Origin of the sequence: Rhodococcus sp. C-2, assembly GCF_027854095.1 — a bacterium.
In the GTDB taxonomy this organism is placed as follows: Bacteria; Actinomycetota; Actinomycetes; order Mycobacteriales; family Mycobacteriaceae; genus Rhodococcus_F; species Rhodococcus_F qingshengii.
Genome location: NZ_JAQGFI010000010.1, coordinates 108,623 through 126,223 on the forward strand (window position 1 = coordinate 108,623; position 17,601 = coordinate 126,223).

The following is a 17,601-nucleotide window of genomic DNA, read 5'->3' on the forward strand; positions in this document are numbered from 1 at the left end:
AAGGAGGGCTACTTCTCGTGTTTCCTACTCATCGCCCTCGCCGGCTCCGGCGCACTCCTGCGCTCCGGCGACTCGTGGCAGAGACCTCGCTCGAACCCCGGCACCTCGTTTTGCCGATGTTCGTCGCCGACGGCATCGACGCACCGCGTGAGATCAGTTCCATGCCAGGCGTTTTCCAGCACACCCTCGATTCGCTGCGGTCCGCAGCGGTGGAAGCGGTGGAAGCCGGCGTCGGTGGCCTGATGCTGTTCGGTGTCCCGAAGGCGGAGGACAAGGATCCCCAGGGGTCCGGTGCCTCCGATCCCGACGGCATCCTCAACGTCGGATTGCGCGCTCTGGCAGACGAACTCGGCGATTCGACGGTCATCATGGCCGATACCTGCCTCGACGAGTTCACCGATCACGGCCACTGCGGCGTGTTGACTGCCGGCGGCGCTGTCGACAACGACGCGACCTTGATCCGATACGTAGAAATGGCTCTCGCGCAAGCTGAATCGGGTGCGCACCTGCTCGGCCCCAGCGGCATGATGGACGGTCAGGTGGCTGCGATCCGTGGTGCACTCGATGCTTCGGGGTATGTCGATGTCGGCCAGCTCGCCTATGCCGCGAAATATGCGTCAGCGTTCTACGGGCCGTTCCGTGAAGCCGTCGGATCCTCACTGCAAGGCGACCGTCGTACGTATCAGCAGGACGGCGCCAATCGCCGCGAGTCGATGCGCGAGGTAGACCTCGACGTCGCCGAGGGCGCCGACATGGTGATGGTCAAGCCTGCAATGTCCTACCTGGACATTCTGCGTGAGACCGCCGACCGGTCCCCGGTTCCGGTCGCTGCGTACCAGATCTCGGGGGAGTACTCGATGATCACTGCGGCCGCGCAGAACGGGTGGATCGATCGGGACGCGGCGATTATCGAATCGCTCATCAGCATTCGCCGCGCCGGTGCCGACGTGGTCCTCACGTACTGGGCGTCGGAAGTTGCCGGATGGCTGTGACGGAGTCACGCATGGTGGCTGCGCCGGTATCGACCGATACGCTGGTGTCATGACCGAGCAGTGGCCGCCGTCGCGCCAGGAACCGCCCCGCCGGGAACCTCCCTACGAGAACCAGCCGTTCGAGAATCAGCCGTACCGCGAACTCGGACCGATGCCGACGGGTCAGATCCCGGGATACGGCCCCGGTTACAACGGATACCCGGGACCTGCGCCGAAACCCGAGCCGCCGACGGACGTCGTGACTGCGATTCAGTTGTGGTGGGCTGTGACGGCGCTGGGGTTGGTCCAGGGCGGCGCGATGATCTGGATGCTGCTCGGGCAGAAGTCGATGTTCGTCGACGAGATGCTCAGAAATCAGGCAGCTGTCGACGCCGGTCTGACGCGTTCCGACGTGGAGGGCATGTTCCCACTGGTCATCGTGTTCTCTGCGGTTTTGGTCGTGATCGTCACCGCGGTGTTCCTTCTGTTCGTGCGCGCGATGAGTCGCGGCAAGAACTGGGCTCGAATGTTGCTGACGTTCTGTGGCGTCTTCATGCTGGTCTCCGCGATCCCGGTGATCTTCGGGCTCGGCGGCGACGGCGGCGCGGCCACTCTGCTGTTCGGCGGAGCGGAAATCCTGCAGGCAGTTGCTGCTGTCGGGGCGATCGTGATGATGCACCGAAAAGAGTCCAATCCGTACTTTCTTCGTTTCCCCCCGGCGGGGAACCGGTAGGTAGCTCGGGGTACTGTGAAACGGGTCACTGAAGTAGTAGGGGAGAGGTCGGACGCGATGAGTTCTCAGGAAGCCCTGCGTACGGAAAGCACCCACGACGCGCCACTGCGCCAACGTGGTTCACGCACCGAAGTGATCTTGTTCGCGATCCTCGGAGCCTCTGTTCTGGTGACACTCCTGATGCTCATGATTCCGGGCATCGTCAGCGGATAGCGCACACTTGAACCCGTGAGTATCTCTACGAAGGTCAGGCGCCCGACGGCTGTCGAGGCAGCATTCTGGCTGTGGATCGCCAGCGCGTTCCTGCTCATACTCTTCGGCCTGATCAATGTCACCAGCGCTTCGTATTCGTTGCGTGAGCAGTTCACCGATCAAGGCGTTTCGGCCGGAAACATCGACATCTACGTCACCTTCGTGCGGGTGTCCGGGCTGGTTCTGCTGTTGACCGGCCTCGCGATCGGCGGCCTCGCCGGTCCCACTCGCGCCGGACGGGCGTTGTGCCGACGGATCCTGGTGATCGTGTCCGGAGTGTTCGCGGTGCTGCAGATCGCGCTGGTCGTCGCCGGGATCAGTACCGTGCTCGCGCTGGTTGTTCCCGTCATGCTGATCTGTGCCTGCGTCGCGATCTACCGCGACACCACCCGAAGTTGGTTTGCCCGTGGCTGATCGCGCGCCGGAAATCGGCCCGGACGTTCTGTACTACGAACCGGGTTCTCGGTGGTGGGCCATCGCGTTCGGTCCGATCTTCTGCCTGATCGCCTTGGTCATCGAACTGTTCACGGGCCCGGTGGTGCATTGGTTCGGTCTGGCGATGTTCGCCGTGATCCTCACCGGATTGGTCTACGTGCAGGTGATCGCAGCACGGCGGCACGCGAGCGTACTTCTGACCGCGACCACGTTGCGTCAGGGAACCGAAGAGGTGCCGATCACCGAGATCGCCGAGGTGTTCCCGGAGTCCGACGACGCTGCCTACGAGGACGAAATGGAACCGTGGGAAACGGCACGCGCGCTCGGTGAGCTGTCCGGAGTGCCCAGGCGTCGGCACGGTATCGGCTTACGTTTGACCACCGGGGGATTGGTGCGGGCGTGGGCAAAGGACGATCAGGCACTGCGCGAGGCGTTGAGTCAGGTCGTTGTGGTTGGTGTCGAACCGGACGGGTCTGCCGATGACTGAGCCACAGCCATCCCCGCGTGTCGACGTGAAGACGTGGATCGGTGTACTCGGTATCGTCGCCGCAACGATTCTGGCGGTCGTGTGCTGGCGAGCGGGTACGACGACGTCCGACTTCGGACCGATACTGGAGGGCGCTCCACCGTTCGAGAGCACGCACTACGACGGTCTCTGGATCTCGGGCGCCGGGTTGTCGATTCTGGTTGCGGGGCTGATGGCCATCGATGTCGTGCGCCGCGTCCGGGTGGGCTTCGTCGCATCGCAGTAGCCCTCATACGGGTAGGGGGTATAGTTGCGGTATGAGTAGTTACAGCCCCGAGCAGGACGATCTGCTCAAGCGCCTTCGTCGTATCGAAGGTCAGGTAGCCGGAATTTCACGCATGGTCGCAGACGACCGGTACTGCATCGACGTGCTCACCCAGGTATCCGCCGCGACGAGCGCGTTGCAGTCCGTGTCCCTGAAGCTTCTCGACGCCCACCTTGCGGGTTGCGTCGTTGAAGCTGCCAAGCAGGGTGGTCCGGAAGCGGACGTCAAGATCAAGGAAGCTCAGGCGGCCATCGCTCGCCTCGTTCGTTCGTAAGGTGTCGGTCCGTCACTCCGTGATGGACCGCGCGAGCGCCCGGGCGGAGAAGCTCACGAAGTACTCGGGTGTGACTTCTTTGGCGATGTTGATGACGATGGTGTCCGACAGGCCTTTGAGTCCGGAGAGCACGAGATGGATCAACGCGGGGTCGTCGATCAACCGGCTCCCTTCGGCTGCAGCAGATTCGGTGAGCGCGCGAATCAATGCCGAGTTGTAGACCGCTACGGATGCGTGAAGTTCCCGCATGCTTTCTCGGTCGGACCCGGCCATGCCTTCGATGTCGCGCCAAGTGGTGGTGAGTCGACCCACCCGTGCCCAGTGCCGAGCAAACTCGGAAATCATGGACTCGAGTAAGGCGCTCAGTCCCTGCTCGCGGGGGAGCGAGTTCACGAAGTCCGCCATTTCCAGCTGACTTTCGCTGAGGAGGGCGGCGAAGATGTCCTGCTTGTCGACGAAGTACTGGTAGATCAGGCCAGTACTGGTGCCGGCTCGTTTGGCGACAGCGCGGATCGTGAGCGCGGAGTAGCCTCCTTCGTCCAGAAGCGAGATCGCCGCGTCGAGAGTTCGGCGTCGACGCACTTCGGCGTCGCCGTAGATCGACTTGCTGCTGGTACTGCTCATTTGATCACCGTAGTCGCGGTGGTCGGCATCCTCAATTCACATCGAACACTGTTCGTTGTCGAACGCCGCCCAGAATTCGATATGACTCAGATCACAGAATGAACATTGTTCGAAATAGAATGAACATCGTTCATTCTGGTGTTACGGTATGGCGCAGACCACATCGAGGCCAGTGCAAAGCGCTGGACACTCTGCGGTCTGCCTGACCTTTCTTCCCGTATCGATCGGGAGGTCTACACAGTTGTGGAGTACCTATGACACGCACTAACGATGAACGCGCGGCGATCGACATCGCCGCTGCGGCTGGAGAACTTCTGCTCGACCATCGGAAATCCCTCGGCGAAAACGACGGTGATGTCGCGACTTTCAAGAACGCGGCCGATCGGCTCAGTCATGAATTCATCGTCGCCGAACTTGCCCGACGCTTTCCTGCGGATGCAGTGCTGTCGGAGGAAGGGGCTGACGAACTCGCGAGGCTGGCTGCGGATCGGGTGTGGATCGTCGACCCTCTCGACGGCACCCGTGAGTACGGCGAGGCCGGACGATCGGACTGGGCCGTTCATGTTGCGCTGACCGAAAACGGTGTCCTCACAACCGGTGCGGTCGCAATGCCTGCCCTTGGCGTCACCTATTCGAGCAGCGATGATCGGACCGAACGGGATGCCGCAACGCCGGTTCGAGTCGTCGTATCGCGGACGCGTCGTCCGGAACCGGTCATGCGCATGGCCGACTCGATGGGCGCGGAGTTGATCGAAATGGGATCCGCCGGAGCCAAAGCAATGGCGGTCGTCTCGGGTGAGGCAGACATCTACGCACATGCGGGCGGACAGTACGAATGGGATTCGGCGGCGCCCGCTGCTGTCGCACGTGCTGCGGGACTGCATGTTTCGCGTATCGATGGCAGCGAACTGCGCTACAACCAGGAAAGCCCGTGGTTGCCGGATCTGCTGATCTGCCGACCCGAACTCGCCCCGAAAGCACTGGAGGAACTGGGCCGATGACCGCGACACTGACGCACCTCGAACGACTCGAAGCCGAGAGCATTCACATCATGCGTGAAGCTGTTGCCCAGAGCGAGAACCCGGTGATGTTGTACTCGGTGGGCAAGGACTCCGCCGTGATGCTGCATCTGGCGCGCAAGGCCTTCTATCCGTCGAAGCTGCCGTTTCCGCTTCTGCACGTCGATACCACGTGGAAGTTCCGTGAAATGTACAAACTTCGTGACAGTACCGCTGCTGCAGGCGATCTCGATCTGATCGTCCACACCAACCCGGACTGCGTGAAGCAGGGGATCAACCCGTTCACTCACGGCAGCGCTGTCCATACCGACATGTGGAAAACCGAAGGCCTCAAACAAGCCCTCGATCACTACAAGTTCGACGCTGCATTCGGCGGCGCCCGCCGTGACGAAGAAAAATCCCGCGCCAAGGAACGCATCTTCTCGATCCGATCAGCTGCGCACCGTTGGGATCCCAAGCAGCAGCGACCGGAACTGTGGCGGATGTACAACGTCCGCAAAGCGCCGGGCGAGAGCCTGCGCGTCTTCCCTCTCTCGAACTGGACCGAGCTGGATGTGTGGGAATACATACGCCAGGAGGAGATTCCGATCGTTCCGCTGTATTTTGCCGACAAGCGGCCCGTCGTCGAGCGGGACGGTGCGCTGATCATGGTCGACGACGACCGGATGCCGTTACTGCCGGGAGAGACCCCGGAACTCAAGAGCGTTCGTTTCCGCACCCTCGGCTGCTACCCGCTGACCGGAGCCGTCGAATCGACCGCAACGAGCCTGACCGAGATCATCTCGGAAATGTTGCTCACCACCACTTCCGAACGCCAGGGACGGGTCATCGACCACGACTCCAGCGCGTCGATGGAAAAGAAGAAGCAAGAGGGGTACTTCTGATGACTGTTTCCTCGGATCTGATCGCTGACGACATCGAGGCGTACCTCGAACGTCATGCGAACAAGAGCATGCTGCGATTCATCACGTGCGGCAGCGTCGACGACGGCAAGAGCACCTTGATCGGCCGTCTGCTCTACGAATCGAAACTCGTCTTCGACGACCAGTTGACGGCGCTCGAAGCCGATTCGCGCAAGAGCGGAACCCAGGGGGAGGGGCTCGATTTCGCGCTCCTGGTCGACGGTCTCGCCGCCGAACGTGAGCAGGGCATCACGATCGACGTCGCCTATCGCTACTTCACGACCGAGCGACGCAAGTTCGTCGTCGCCGATACTCCGGGGCACGAGCAGTACACCCGAAACATGGTGACGGGCGCGTCGACCGCCGATCTTGCTGTGATCCTTGTCGATTCCCGCAAGGGGATACTGACCCAGACCCGCCGGCACTCGTATCTGGTGTCGTTGCTGGGGATCAAGCACGTGGTGCTTGCCGTGAACAAACTCGACCTCGTCGACTACTCGCAAGAGGTCTTCGATGCCATTACCGCGGATTATGCAGAGTTCGCTCACGAGATCGGTCTGGACGGGTTCGTCGCCATCCCGATGTCGGCATACATGGGTGACAATCTCACCGAGCGCAGTGCGAATACCCCGTGGTACTCCGGACCAAGCCTGATCGAGCATCTCGAAAGCGTGGACATCGACGATGCTGCCGCCGCGGCTCCGTTCCGGATGCCGGTGCAGTGGGTCAACCGGCCGGACCTCGACTTCCGCGGATTCTCCGGCCAGATCGTTTCCGGCACCGTATCTCCCGGAGATCCCATCCGCGTGCTCCCCAGTGGAAAGACGTCCACAGTCGAGCGCATCGTGACCATGGGTGGCGACCTCGACGTTGCCGGTGCGGGCCGCTCGGTCACCATCACGCTCGCCGACGAGATCGACATCAGTCGCGGTGATGTGCTGTCCATCGGCGACAATCCGCCGGCCGTAGCCGATCAGTTCGAGGCCTGCATCGTCTGGATGGGTGAGGCTCCCATGCTGCCCGAACGGCCGTTCCTGTGCCAGATCGGTACCGTCACAGTCACTGCGCGCATCACCAAACCGAAACACAAGATCAACGTCAACACTCTCGAGAAGACCGCAACGACTACTCTCGCGCTCAACGAAATCGGTGTCTGCAACCTCAGTTTCGATCGACCGGTCCCGTTCGACCCGTACGTCGGCAACCGTGACACCGGTAGCTTCATCCTCATCGACCGCCTTACCAACGGCACTGTCGGTGCGGGCATGATCACGCACTCGCTGCGTCGATCGGACAACATTCACTGGCAATCCGTCGACGTCGACGAGGCCGCGCACACCAGGCTCAAGGGACACCAACCCGCAGTTCTGTGGTTCACCGGTCTCTCCGGTTCGGGAAAGTCGACCATCGCGAACGATGTCGAGCGTCAACTGCACGCACTCGGCGCGCACACCTACCTCCTCGACGGAGACAACGTCCGTCACGGGCTGAATCGAGACCTCGGATTCACCGAAGCCGACCGCGTCGAGAACATCCGTCGCGTCACCGAGGTCACCCGACTGATGGCGGACGCCGGTCTGATCGTGCTCGCGTCCTTTATTTCACCGTTCGAGGCCGAGCGTCATGCCGCCCGTGAATTGATCGGCGACGAACAGTTCGTCGAAATCTTCGTCGACACCGCTCTTGCCGTCGCAGAGGAGCGAGATCCCAAGGGTCTGTACAAGAAGGCTCGACGGGGCGAGTTGGTGAACTTCACCGGAATCGATTCGCCGTACGAACCGCCGCAGAACCCTGACATTCACATCGACACCAGTGTCACGACGACCGAGGACGCTGCGATCGCGATCGTCGACCATCTCCGCGCTCGCGGAACCATTTCTTGATCCGCCTGAACACGAGGAGCATCCATGCCTGACAGGGCTGAAATAGTTTCTGCCGTAGAAGATTACGTCAAGTGTCTCGGAAGTCACGACGTCGACGGACTGGTTGCGCTGTTTGCGCCCGACGCAGTTCAACACGAACCGCTGGGGGTCCAGACCTACCGCGGCATCGACGAGATTCGCGAATTCGATACCGCGAACGCGCAGGTCGATTTCACAGTCAGCCTGCTCGGTCCGATTTCGGTGACGGGAAAGTACGCAGCCATGCAGCTTCGGGTGCAGCGCGCCGGTATCCCCGACTTCGCTGCCACCGATGTGTTCGAGTTCGACGAGAACGGCAAGATCATCTCCCTGAGTGTTGTTCTCGATCCGCAGGCGCTGTGCTGACCCATCAGGGCCTGCTGGCAGGCAAGGTCGTCGTCGTCTCGGGAGTGGGCCCGGCGCTGGGTCGTTCGATTGCGCTGCAGAGCGCGGCGGCCGGAGCGAAGGTTGTTCTGGCTGCCCGCACACCCGAGCGCTTGGAATCGGTGGCAAGGGAGATTCGAGACCGCGGCGGAATCGCGTTGGCCGTACCGACGAACCTCACCGACGTCGATTCGATCGCTTCGTTGGCGGAGACAACTGTCGCTGAGTTCGGTGCGGCGCATTGCTTGGTGAACAACGCATTTGTTCAACCCGCGCAGGTCCCGCTCCTGGACGCCGACGTGGCGTCCATCCAGTCGGGCATCGACATCAACTTGCTCGCGGCGTTGAACGTCACCAGAGAATTTGCTCCGGCATTGATCGAGTCGCACGGGTCCGTCGTGATGGTCACGTCCATGGTGTTGCGCAACCAGCTTCCCGGGTTCGGGGCCTACCGCATCATGAAATCCGGGCTCCTGGCAATGGCACGCAGTTTGTCGATCGATCTCGGTCCCAAGGGCGTTCGAGTCAATTCGGTTGCTCCCGGCTATATCTGGGCGGACTCGGTCAAGAACATGTTCGAGAAGAAGGCGGCGGAGGCAGGAGTCGACCCCAAGGTGATCTACGACGAGATCGCAGCGGGCGCCGATCTGCGCCGATTGCCGGAGCCAGATGACATCGCAAACGCTGTCGTCTTCCTCCTGTCCGATTCAGCCAGGGCCATCACAGGGCAATGTCTCGACGTCAACTGCGGTCACACGCACCACTGATCAACTCATACAAGGACTAGCCATGACACAGGATTACGACGGCATCGGTTCCATCGATGACCTGCACCAGGCTGCGCGCGAGGCGGCCGGGTACGAAAACTTCGGCAGCGAAAGCTATCTCGAAGGACTTCGAGTTCTCCTCGAGTCGTTCCAGAACGAGGCCGACCTCACTCCTCACGGCAGGGTGATCGCTCGCAAGATGATCGTCGGAGCGCTCGCGGGTCGCCTGACCAGCGAGGCCGGATTCGCGAAATATCCAGAGCACGTAGATGTTCCGATCGAACGCCCGATCTTCGTGGTCGGGTTGACCCGCACCGGCAGCACCGCGCTGCACCGCTTGCTCGGTGCCGACCCAGCGCATCAGGGCGCCGAGATGTGGCTCGCCGAGACGCCGCAGCCGCGCCCCGAGCGCGACACGTGGTCGGAGAACGAAGATTACGTTCGCTCCGACGCCTTCTACCGTGCTCGCCAGCGTAATGAGGCAGACCTGATGAAGGTTCATTTCATGGGGGCGGAGGAGGTCGAGGAATGCTGGCGGCTGCTGCAGCAGACGATGCTCTCGACCGCGTTCGAGACGGTGGCGTACGTGCCGAGTTACACCCGGTGGCTGGCGGAGCAGGACTGGACCGAAACATATGCGCGGCACAAGAAGAACCTGCAGTTGATCGGGCTGCACGACCAGGACAGACGGTGGGTGCTCAAAAGCCCGAGCCATGTCTTCGCGATCGACGAGATCATGTCGGTCTATCCGGATGCACTGTTCGTTCGGACCTTCCGGGACCCGTTGACATCGATGGCGTCCACCTTCAGCCTCGTAGAGCAGGGCGGACACGACATGTCGAGGGCCTTCGATCGTCCGGCCATCGGGCGCACGCAACTGGAGTTGTGGGCGCGAGGGAATGCGAACTTCAACAATGCCCGTAGCCGTTACAACCCCGATCAGTTCATCGACGTCGACTACAAGGACTTCATCGCCGATGCGGTCGGCACCGTCGAGAAGATCTATGCACAGTTCGCCCTGCCCTTCACAGACGACGCCCGCGCCGCGGTGGAGGCGTCGCATCAGGCCAGCCTTGCCGAGCACCGTCGTCCGTCGCATCGCTATTCGCTCGAGGATTTCGGCGTGAGCGCTGCCGACGTCGAAGCGAAGTTCGCCACCACATCCTGAAGGCCTCCGGCCCTGTGCGCCTTTTTGGTAGTGCCGACTACCAAAAAGGCGCACAGGGCGAAGCCCCAACCGAAACAAGGAGATTCACATGAATGCTGTTTGGGAAAAGTTCTGCGCAGATCTGCTCGAGGTCGGAAAGGTCCTGGAAGACGAGATCGTCCCTCAGGATCCGCTGACTCAAGCCGAGGGCGTCCGCTACCTGAGTCGGTTGCTTCGGTACGGCACGATCAACTGTGTCGAGTACACCGATCCGCGGTGGCCGCAGTTCTCGTCGGCTCCGAACCCGAACATGATGACGAAGATCGGTGCCGACAACCCGGACAACGTCTACATGCGCGCCAACATTTCCGGTAAGTACAACTACCGGATCATCGGCACCCGAGGCACCGTCCCCCTGATCACCTTCGGCTCGCGCGTAAATCGGTACCACATCGACGGCACCATGCTGCAGACCGGCGATCTGCATATCCACGACCTCGAGGTCGACGAGAACGGCCGTTTCGAGTTCATCGCGAGCGTCGACAAGCCCGATGAGGGCGCTTGGCTGCCTTTGGCGCCCGACAGCAACCTCATCTCCGTTCGGCAAACTCACCAGGATCGACGCAACGAGGTTGTCGGTGATCTGACCATCGAATGCCTGAACCCGGACGGGGAGTTCGTCCCGTTGACTCCGGAAGAGATCGGCGAGCGCCTCACCAAGTCCGTCGGGATCGTGAAGGGGATGGCGGAGACCTTCCTGGAATGGTCGCGCAAATTCCAGCCGCACACCAACGAGATCTTCGACTGGGGACAGGACTACTTCCAGGATGCCGGCGGCGATCCGACGATCTTCTACTTCCACGGTTACTGGAAGCTCGCCGAGGACGAGGCGTGGGTCATCGAGACCGAGGTTCCGAACTGCGAGTACTTCAACTTCGTGCTGCAGAACTTCTGGGTCGAGTCCCTCGACTACAACCGCACGAACATCTACATCAACAATCACACCGCGAAGCTCAACGACGACGGCACCATGACAATCGTCGTGGCGGCGAAGGATCCGGGTTATGGCAACTGGATCGACACCGATTCGCATGCCGAGGGGACATGGGCGCTGCGCTGGATCAAGGCGGACTCGCACCCGATCCCGACGTCGAAGGTAGTCAAGATCTGACACGCTGACGGAGATTGGGAACGTATGTACACCAGGAAGATTAGGTTCGGCCCTCGCTTTGTCGCGCTCGGGCTTGCCGGTGCATTGATGTTGGCCGGTTGCGCGTCGAGCAGTGGGGACAACTCGGGATCGGCTTCACCGAGCAGTAGTGGCGCAGCTGGTTTTGTGGGCGCCCCAGATGTGGGGGAGCGGATCGACGGCGGTGTTCTCACCTTCGGGTCCTATTCGTTCCCTTCCTCGTTGGACCCCACGAGAACGCAAGCCGCCGGTTCGACCGGCGGAACCGAAATGGCCGCGATTTACGACACGCTGGTACGCAGCGACTCCACAAACGGGAGCTTCGTGCCACAACTCGCGAAGACACTGTCGAACAACAGCGACTTCACCTCGTACACCGTCACTTTGGCTGATGGCCTCACCTTCAGCGACGGAAGTCCGCTCGACGCGGAAGCGGTGAAGTGGAGTATCGATCGATTCGTGGCAGGCAAGGGTGATGTATCGCAGACCTGGCTCAACATCGTGGATCGGATCGAGACGCCCGACGCCACCACAGTCGAATTCGTGCTCGAGCGGCCCTGGCGTCAATTCCTGGCGCTGTTGTCGCTCGGGCCCGGAATGATCGTTGCGCGAAGTTCAGGGGGAGAGGCAGGGTCGGTTCCAGGAACCGGGGAGGGAGCGTTCACACCGATCGGGGCGGGTCCGTTCACCTTGGCCAAGTTCGCCCCGCACGAAGAACTGGTACTCGCCGCACGCACGGATTATCAGGGCGGTAAACCTCCACTGGACACAGTGCGGTTTGTTCCCACGTCGGGTGCGCAGTCTCAGTACGAATCGTTGAAGAGCGGCCAGATCGACATGACGTACATCCTCCGCGACGAGGCCGTGATCGAACAAGCTCTCGACGACGGATACTCGGGTTACCTCAGTCCGACCGGACAGAACGGGATCGGCACGATCAACAACCGTGAGGGCAAGCCCGGGGCCGATGTTCGCGTCCGTCAGGCGATCGCCTACGGGGTGGATCCGGCGGCGGTCAATACCCGGGCGAACAACGGATTGGGCACCGCCAGTTCCGAACTGGTCCCCCAGACGTCACGTTGGTACAACAACACAGCAGGCATTCCGTTCGATCAGGTGAAGGCAAAGGCGCTGCTCGATCAAGCGAAGTCCGACGGGTACGACGGGAAACTCCGCTACCTCACCACCTCGGAGCCGAGCCAACAGGCGACGGCACTGACGGTTCAGGCGTCGCTGAACGCGATCGGTTTCGACGTCACCATCGACTACGCGACCGATGTGACCGATCTGGTTCGACGGGTATACAAGGACCACGATTTCGACATGACCAGAGGTGGCGCTCCGGTCGGAGAAGAAGCGCCGTACCTCAATTTGTACAACAGTATGGCCAGTGATTCGAAGAACAACCCGTCCGGCTTCGCGGACCCGGAGATGGACGCGATGATCACAGCTGTGCAGACGGCATCGACGGACGATGCTGTCCGTGAGGCGATCAGCAAGGTGCAGGAGTACGCCAACGCGACTGTGCCTTACGTGATCTGGGGGCCGGCGTCGGTGTTGACCGCATGGGACGGCAATGTTCACGGCGTCGTACGCAACATCACCGACATCATGTTCTTGGGCGGCGCTTGGATCTCGCCCAACGGCGAAACGGTGGAACGATGAAGTGGTCCTTGGTCGGTGCGATGATCGACGCCCTGGAACTGTGCGAGTTGGCGCAGGTCGCCGAAGAGGTGGGGTTCGACGGAATCGCGATGCCGGATTCCGTGTTCTATCCGGAGCAGGTGTCGGCGCCGTACCCGTACACTGCTGACGGGAAGCGGATGTGGGCGCCCGAGACGCCGATGCCTGATCCGTTCATTGCCATGGCGGCGATGGCGGCCGTCACATCGCGAATTCAGTTCTACACCAACGTGTTCAAACTTCCACTGCGCGATCCGCTGTTGACTGCCAAGCAGGTCGCGACCATGGCCGTGATGTCGAGGAACCGCGTCGCTCTCGGCGTCGGTTTGTCCTGGATTCCCGAGGAATTCACCTTCACCGGTACCGAGATGCGCACCCGCGGCGCGCGTACCGACGAAGCCATCGAGATCATCAAGGCGGTGTGTGCGGGACGTGGGCCGGAATGGGTCGAATACCACGGCAAGCACTACGATTTCGACGCTCTGATGATCAGTCCTGCTCCGGAGATTCCGGTTCCGATCTACATCGGTGGGCACAGCGAACCGGGGTTGCGTCGTGCAGCCAGGCTGGCTGACGGTTGGATGTCGGTGAACACGACCAAAGCCGAATTAGCCTGCGCCATCGATCGTCTCACGGAATTGCGGGTCGAGTACGGTCGTGCCGATGTTCCTTTCGGCGTCAACGTCTCGCCGACGGATGTTCGTGATCTGGACGGATATCGCGAACTCGAGACTCTCGGAGTCACGGAAATCAGAGTTTTGCCCTGGTATCACTACGGAGTTGACGCCGGTGATCGTCAGGGACGACTCGACTCCGTTCGGCGGTTTGCCGAGGAGGTCATCGCTCAGTACTGATCGATCAGCGTCTGCATCGCCCGGCCGTAGAGTTTTGCCAACTCGTCGCGATCTGCGGACTGGGGGATACTTTCGTCGCTGAGGACGCTCAACAGCCCGGACACCTGGGCGGAGACCAGGAGTGCGCGGGTGTACGCGTCTTCGCCGTCTAGACGAGCGGCGAGATTGGTGGCGAATACTCCGGTCATGTCTCGGAGTCGCTCCCGGATGCGTGGACTGTCCGATGCTCGCATGAGCGCTGTGTACACCGACAGCATCCGGGCGTCGGCCTTGCCCAGGACGAAGGCGGCGATTCGCTCACCGAGGGTGTCGAGTGGGCCGTCGAACTGGCCTTCGAAGTAGTCCGCAACCGGCGTGGTTTCCAGGAACAGTGCTTCTTTGGACCCGAAATGCCGGATGACCAGGGCCGGATCGATTCCGGCAACTTTGGCGATGGCGCGAACTGACGTGCCGCCGAACCCGTGCTCGCCGAACAGTTGGAACGCCGCCGCGCGAATCGCCTCGGATGTCGAGGGTTGCTCCTGCTCTGGCGTGTGCCTCGTGGGTGTCACGACATCGACCTCTGTGCTCGCTCGCCGACCGCGTTGTCAACGGCGTTGACTATAACGTGTCAACGGTGTTGACTGTTGAGTCTGTCAACGGTGTTGACAGCTAGATGCGGTTAGTGAAGAGAGCGTGGAATATGACAGATACCGACGTCCGAGTACCCAGCGAAGAAGTTGTCGATCCGCCGACCAATTGGAAGATGGTGGGCAGTGGACTCGCATTTCCGTTGTTCTTCGTCATCATGTTCTGCCTGTGCTACGTCAGCGCCTTCCATTCGCCGACGCCGAATCAGGCGCCGATCGTGGTGGTCGGGTCGCCGTCCGTCACGGCCCCGCTGATCGACGGAATCCAGGCTTCGTCGGGTGACAAGTTCGACATCGTTGCCACAGCCAACGCCGCCGACGCACTCTCTCGGATCGACAACCGCGATGCGATCGGCGCCATCGAGATCGGTGACACCGTGACCGCACATATCGCCACCGGCGCGGGCGCCTCGACGGTTTCCGTGGTGAGCAGCTTGGCGCATTCGGTTGCGGAGCAGACGGGGCAGCAGGTCACGGTGATCGACTCGGCGCCTGTCACGGCGCGCGACTCCTCGACTGTCGGACTCTTCTACTTCCTGATCGTCTGCACCCTCGGTGGCTACCTGACCATCACGGTGCTCAGTCAGGTTGCGCCGAGAATGCGGTTGCGAGAGCAGTATTCGATCCTGGCCGGTGCGGCGATACTCACCCCGCTCATAGCCTTCGGCATCACCAGCATCTTCATGCACGCCTTCGGGGCGTCGTTCGGCCAGATCCTGCAACTGCTGGGAATCTCGATCGTTTACACGTTCACCGTCGGTGCGGTGAGCATCCTGCTCAATCGACTGCTCGGCCAAGCCGCGATCTTCGCGGTGCTGACGGTGCTCGTTTTCATCAACTTCCCGAGTTCGGGTGGTGCCATTCCGGTGTCGTTCCTGCCGGGATTCTGGCAGCACATCCATTCGTTCTGGCTCGGATCGGCAGCCATGGAGCCCATCCGCTCCGTCATCTACTTCAGTGGCAACGGCGCCGGACCGCACCTGCTCGTTCTGGGGATCTGGCTGGTCGCGGCACTCGGCCTGACCGGACTGCTCGCCTCTCGCCAGTCGAAAAAGGCAGCAGCGCACTGAGCGTGGTGGGGCCGGCGATTGCCGACCCCACCCGAACCCTTTAATTCAGCCGTACCGCGTCGGTGCCCGGTCCGTCGAGCATCGCGGACCCCAGCAGGATGTCCGGAATGCCGAACCCGTCGATCAGTGTCTCGACGTGGGGGCGCAGGGTGCGGCAACGCTCGTTGATTCCGCGCGTCACGGCCTTCGAACGCTCCACCGACAGATGCCGGTGCTCCATGAACCAGGCCTTGTCCTCTTCGATCACGGACAGTGCGTAGAGATCGCACACCTCGCCGAAGAGTTCCTTCGCGGTCTCGTCCTCACACGAGTCGATGCCGGCGACGAATGCTTCCAGGATGACGCGCTCGATGTGCGCCTGAGCGGCTTTGAGCACGTGGTCCTGCACGAAGTTGAACGCGTCGAACGGGTTCTCCTCGCGCTTCTGCGCTGCCTGCAATCGCCTTGCCGCAGTGGCGAGTAGGTACTCTTCGCGGTCTTCGAACATCTTCATCTGGGTGCCGCGATTGAAGAGGCTGCCGTCCTCTTCGTTGTCCTGGCGAGTGTCGACGATCGTCTGCAGGATCTGCTGCGCTGCCGTGCGTTTCTTGACCACGTCGGAGACCGTCGTAGCGGCGAAGCGCATCCAGTCGACCGGGCTCATGCCGCGGACTTCGTCGGCGTAGGAGGTGAGGAGTTCTTTTGCGACCAACTGCGTCAGAACGTGGTTGTCACCCTCGAACGTGGTGAAGACGTCGGTGTCCGCCTTGAGTGCGGTGAGGCGGTTCTCGGCGAGATAGCCTGCGCCGCCGCAGGCTTCGCGTGCCTCCTGGATGGCCCGAGTGGCATGCCAGGTGTTGGCGGCCTTGAGTCCGGCGGCGCGACCTTCGAGTTCGCGCTGCTCCTGCGGATCCGGGTCGTCGCTGCTCTGGATGTCGTGCATCGCGGCGACGAGTTCGTTCTGTGCGAACTGCAGAGCGTACGAGCGGGCGATCAACGGCAGCAGACGCTTCTGGTGGACGAGGTAGTCCATGATCAGGACTTCGTCGTCACTCTTCGGAGCACTGAACTGCCTGCGCTGCAGGGCGTATCGACCGGCGATGGCCAATCCGACGCGGGCGGCCGCTGCCGCGGAACCACCGACGGTGACACGTCCACGAACCAGTGTGCCGACCATCGTGAAGAAACGACGGTTCGGGTTCTCGATCGCCGAGCTGTACGTGCCGTCCTCGGCGACGTCGGCGTAACGGTTGAGTAGATTCTCACGCGGGATGCGGACCTGGTCGAAGACGATGCGGCCGTTGTCGACTCCGGGCAGTCCACCCTTGAGCCCGCAGTCGGACGTCGTGACGCCGGGGAGGTCGTTGCCGGCGTCGTCACGAATCGGCACGACAAAGCAGTGGACGCCCTGACTTTCGCCTCCGGTGATCAGCTGTGCGAACACCGCTGCGACGGTGGCGTGCTGGGCAGCGCCGCCGATGTAGTCCTTGCGAGAGGACGGAGTGGGGGAGTTGACGACGAACTCGCCCGTCTCGACGTCGTAGGTCGCCGTGGTTTCGAGTTCCTGGACGTCGCTGCCGTGACCGGTCTCGGTCATCGCAAAGCAACCGAGCAGGTCCAGATCGATCAGCGGCTTGACGTACGCCTGGTGGTGACGCTCGGTGCCGAGGTTTTCGATGGCGCCGCCGAACAGACCCCACTGGACGCCGGCCTTGACCATCAGTGAGAGGTCGGACATCGCGAGCATCTCGATGCTGGTGACGGCGCCACCCGCGTCGCCCGTTCCGCCGTGAGAGACGGCGAAACCGTTTGCGGCGTACCCGAGATCGGCGAGGACCCGCATCTGTTCGAGAGCCTTGGAGCGCGCAATGGCGGTGTTGGGTGTGTAGTGCGGAGCAAAACGTTCGTCGTTCAATTCGCCGCGAACGCGCTCACGCACCTCCCGCCAGCGTCCGTCGAGTGTTGTCCTGAGGTGGTCCGCTGTGGTGGCCATGGAA

At 61.8% G+C, this 17,601-nt stretch carries 20 protein-coding genes; 17 read left to right on the forward strand and 3 right to left on the reverse strand.

Features of this window, described 5'->3' with window-relative positions:
• Positions 1-17: 17 nt before the first annotated feature.
• From hemB to PCS43_RS21500, 7 genes are read left to right on the forward strand one after another with little or no spacing between them, the layout of a single operon-like run.
• Positions 18-992: a porphobilinogen synthase gene (gene hemB / locus PCS43_RS21470; protein ID WP_209908003.1), complete on the forward strand. Its 975-nt coding sequence runs from the start codon at positions 18-20 to the stop codon at positions 990-992.
• 49 nt (positions 993-1,041) lie between these two features.
• Entirely contained in the window at positions 1,042-1,704 is a 663-nt protein-coding gene (locus PCS43_RS21475) for a hypothetical protein (RefSeq protein WP_003942024.1), read from the forward strand.
• A 57-nt stretch (positions 1,705-1,761) separates the two neighbouring features.
• A complete protein-coding gene (locus PCS43_RS21480; protein WP_003941930.1) occupies positions 1,762-1,917 on the forward strand; it encodes a hypothetical protein in 156 nt (51 codons plus the stop codon).
• Positions 1,918-1,932: 15 nt separating this feature from the next.
• Complete coding sequence (locus PCS43_RS21485; protein ID WP_003942066.1) at positions 1,933-2,370, forward strand: hypothetical protein; 438 nt, start codon at positions 1,933-1,935, stop codon at positions 2,368-2,370.
• Positions 2,363-2,878 (forward strand): hypothetical protein, encoded by a 516-nt coding sequence (locus PCS43_RS21490; RefSeq protein ID WP_003941872.1) that lies wholly within the window; start codon positions 2,363-2,365, stop codon positions 2,876-2,878. The genes PCS43_RS21485 and PCS43_RS21490 overlap by 8 nt, the downstream gene beginning before the upstream one ends.
• Complete coding sequence (locus PCS43_RS21495; protein ID WP_007735305.1) at positions 2,871-3,143, forward strand: hypothetical protein; 273 nt, start codon at positions 2,871-2,873, stop codon at positions 3,141-3,143. Before PCS43_RS21490 ends, PCS43_RS21495 begins: the two co-directional genes overlap by 8 nt.
• A gap of 31 nt (positions 3,144-3,174) precedes the next feature.
• Positions 3,175-3,456, forward strand: a complete 282-nt coding sequence (locus PCS43_RS21500; protein WP_003942012.1) for a metal-sensitive transcriptional regulator — start codon at positions 3,175-3,177, stop codon at positions 3,454-3,456.
• Positions 3,457-3,468: 12 nt separating this feature from the next.
• Here the strand turns inward: PCS43_RS21500 and PCS43_RS21505 are convergent, their stop codons facing one another.
• Positions 3,469-4,080: a TetR/AcrR family transcriptional regulator gene (locus tag PCS43_RS21505; RefSeq protein ID WP_003942004.1), complete on the reverse strand. Its 612-nt coding sequence runs from the start codon at positions 4,078-4,080 to the stop codon at positions 3,469-3,471.
• A 254-nt stretch (positions 4,081-4,334) separates the two neighbouring features.
• Between PCS43_RS21505 and PCS43_RS21510 the strand changes: the two genes are divergently transcribed.
• The 9 genes from PCS43_RS21510 (at position 4,335) to PCS43_RS21550 (ending at position 13,926) form a co-directional block, all read left to right on the forward strand.
• Positions 4,335-5,081: a 3'(2'),5'-bisphosphate nucleotidase CysQ gene (locus PCS43_RS21510; protein ID WP_209908005.1), complete on the forward strand. Its 747-nt coding sequence runs from the start codon at positions 4,335-4,337 to the stop codon at positions 5,079-5,081.
• Positions 5,078-5,983 (forward strand): sulfate adenylyltransferase subunit CysD, encoded by a 906-nt coding sequence (gene cysD / locus PCS43_RS21515; RefSeq protein ID WP_019744365.1) that lies wholly within the window; start codon positions 5,078-5,080, stop codon positions 5,981-5,983. The genes PCS43_RS21510 and cysD overlap by 4 nt, the downstream gene beginning before the upstream one ends.
• Positions 5,983-7,884 (forward strand): sulfate adenylyltransferase subunit CysN, encoded by a 1,902-nt coding sequence (gene cysN, locus PCS43_RS21520; RefSeq protein WP_007735300.1) that lies wholly within the window; start codon positions 5,983-5,985, stop codon positions 7,882-7,884. The genes cysD and cysN overlap by 1 nt, the downstream gene beginning before the upstream one ends.
• Before the next feature lie 24 nt (positions 7,885-7,908).
• Complete coding sequence (locus PCS43_RS21525; protein ID WP_003942015.1) at positions 7,909-8,268, forward strand: nuclear transport factor 2 family protein; 360 nt, start codon at positions 7,909-7,911, stop codon at positions 8,266-8,268.
• Positions 8,262-9,053: an SDR family oxidoreductase gene (locus PCS43_RS21530; RefSeq protein ID WP_064113990.1), complete on the forward strand. Its 792-nt coding sequence runs from the start codon at positions 8,262-8,264 to the stop codon at positions 9,051-9,053. Before PCS43_RS21525 ends, PCS43_RS21530 begins: the two co-directional genes overlap by 7 nt.
• A 22-nt stretch (positions 9,054-9,075) precedes the next feature.
• Positions 9,076-10,221: a sulfotransferase family protein gene (locus PCS43_RS21535; RefSeq protein ID WP_064443319.1), complete on the forward strand. Its 1,146-nt coding sequence runs from the start codon at positions 9,076-9,078 to the stop codon at positions 10,219-10,221.
• Between the two features lie 88 nt (positions 10,222-10,309).
• Positions 10,310-11,371 carry a DUF1214 domain-containing protein gene (locus tag PCS43_RS21540; RefSeq protein ID WP_007735293.1) on the forward strand — a complete coding sequence of 354 codons (1,062 nt, stop codon included), beginning with the start codon at positions 10,310-10,312 and terminating at the stop codon, positions 11,369-11,371.
• A 24-nt stretch (positions 11,372-11,395) separates the two neighbouring features.
• Entirely contained in the window at positions 11,396-13,054 is a 1,659-nt protein-coding gene (locus PCS43_RS21545) for an ABC transporter substrate-binding protein (protein WP_064113987.1), read from the forward strand.
• On the forward strand, positions 13,051-13,926 hold the full coding sequence (locus PCS43_RS21550; protein ID WP_270923119.1) for a TIGR03619 family F420-dependent LLM class oxidoreductase: 876 nt from the start codon (positions 13,051-13,053) through the stop codon (positions 13,924-13,926). The genes PCS43_RS21545 and PCS43_RS21550 overlap by 4 nt, the downstream gene beginning before the upstream one ends.
• Here the strand turns inward: PCS43_RS21550 and PCS43_RS21555 are convergent.
• Positions 13,917-14,477, reverse strand: coding sequence for a TetR/AcrR family transcriptional regulator (locus PCS43_RS21555; protein ID WP_003941925.1), 561 nt, complete (start codon positions 14,475-14,477; stop codon positions 13,917-13,919). The genes PCS43_RS21550 and PCS43_RS21555 overlap by 10 nt on opposite strands.
• A gap of 131 nt (positions 14,478-14,608) precedes the next feature.
• Here PCS43_RS21555 and PCS43_RS21560 point away from each other — a divergent pair, with 131 nt between their 5' ends.
• A complete protein-coding gene (locus PCS43_RS21560; RefSeq protein WP_064113985.1) occupies positions 14,609-15,625 on the forward strand; it encodes an ABC transporter permease in 1,017 nt (338 codons plus the stop codon).
• 40 nt (positions 15,626-15,665) lie between these two features.
• Here the strand turns inward: PCS43_RS21560 and PCS43_RS21565 are convergent, their stop codons facing one another.
• Positions 15,666-17,597, reverse strand: coding sequence for an acyl-CoA dehydrogenase family protein (locus PCS43_RS21565; protein ID WP_209908007.1), 1,932 nt, complete (start codon positions 17,595-17,597; stop codon positions 15,666-15,668).
• Positions 17,598-17,601: the final 4 nt, after the last annotated feature.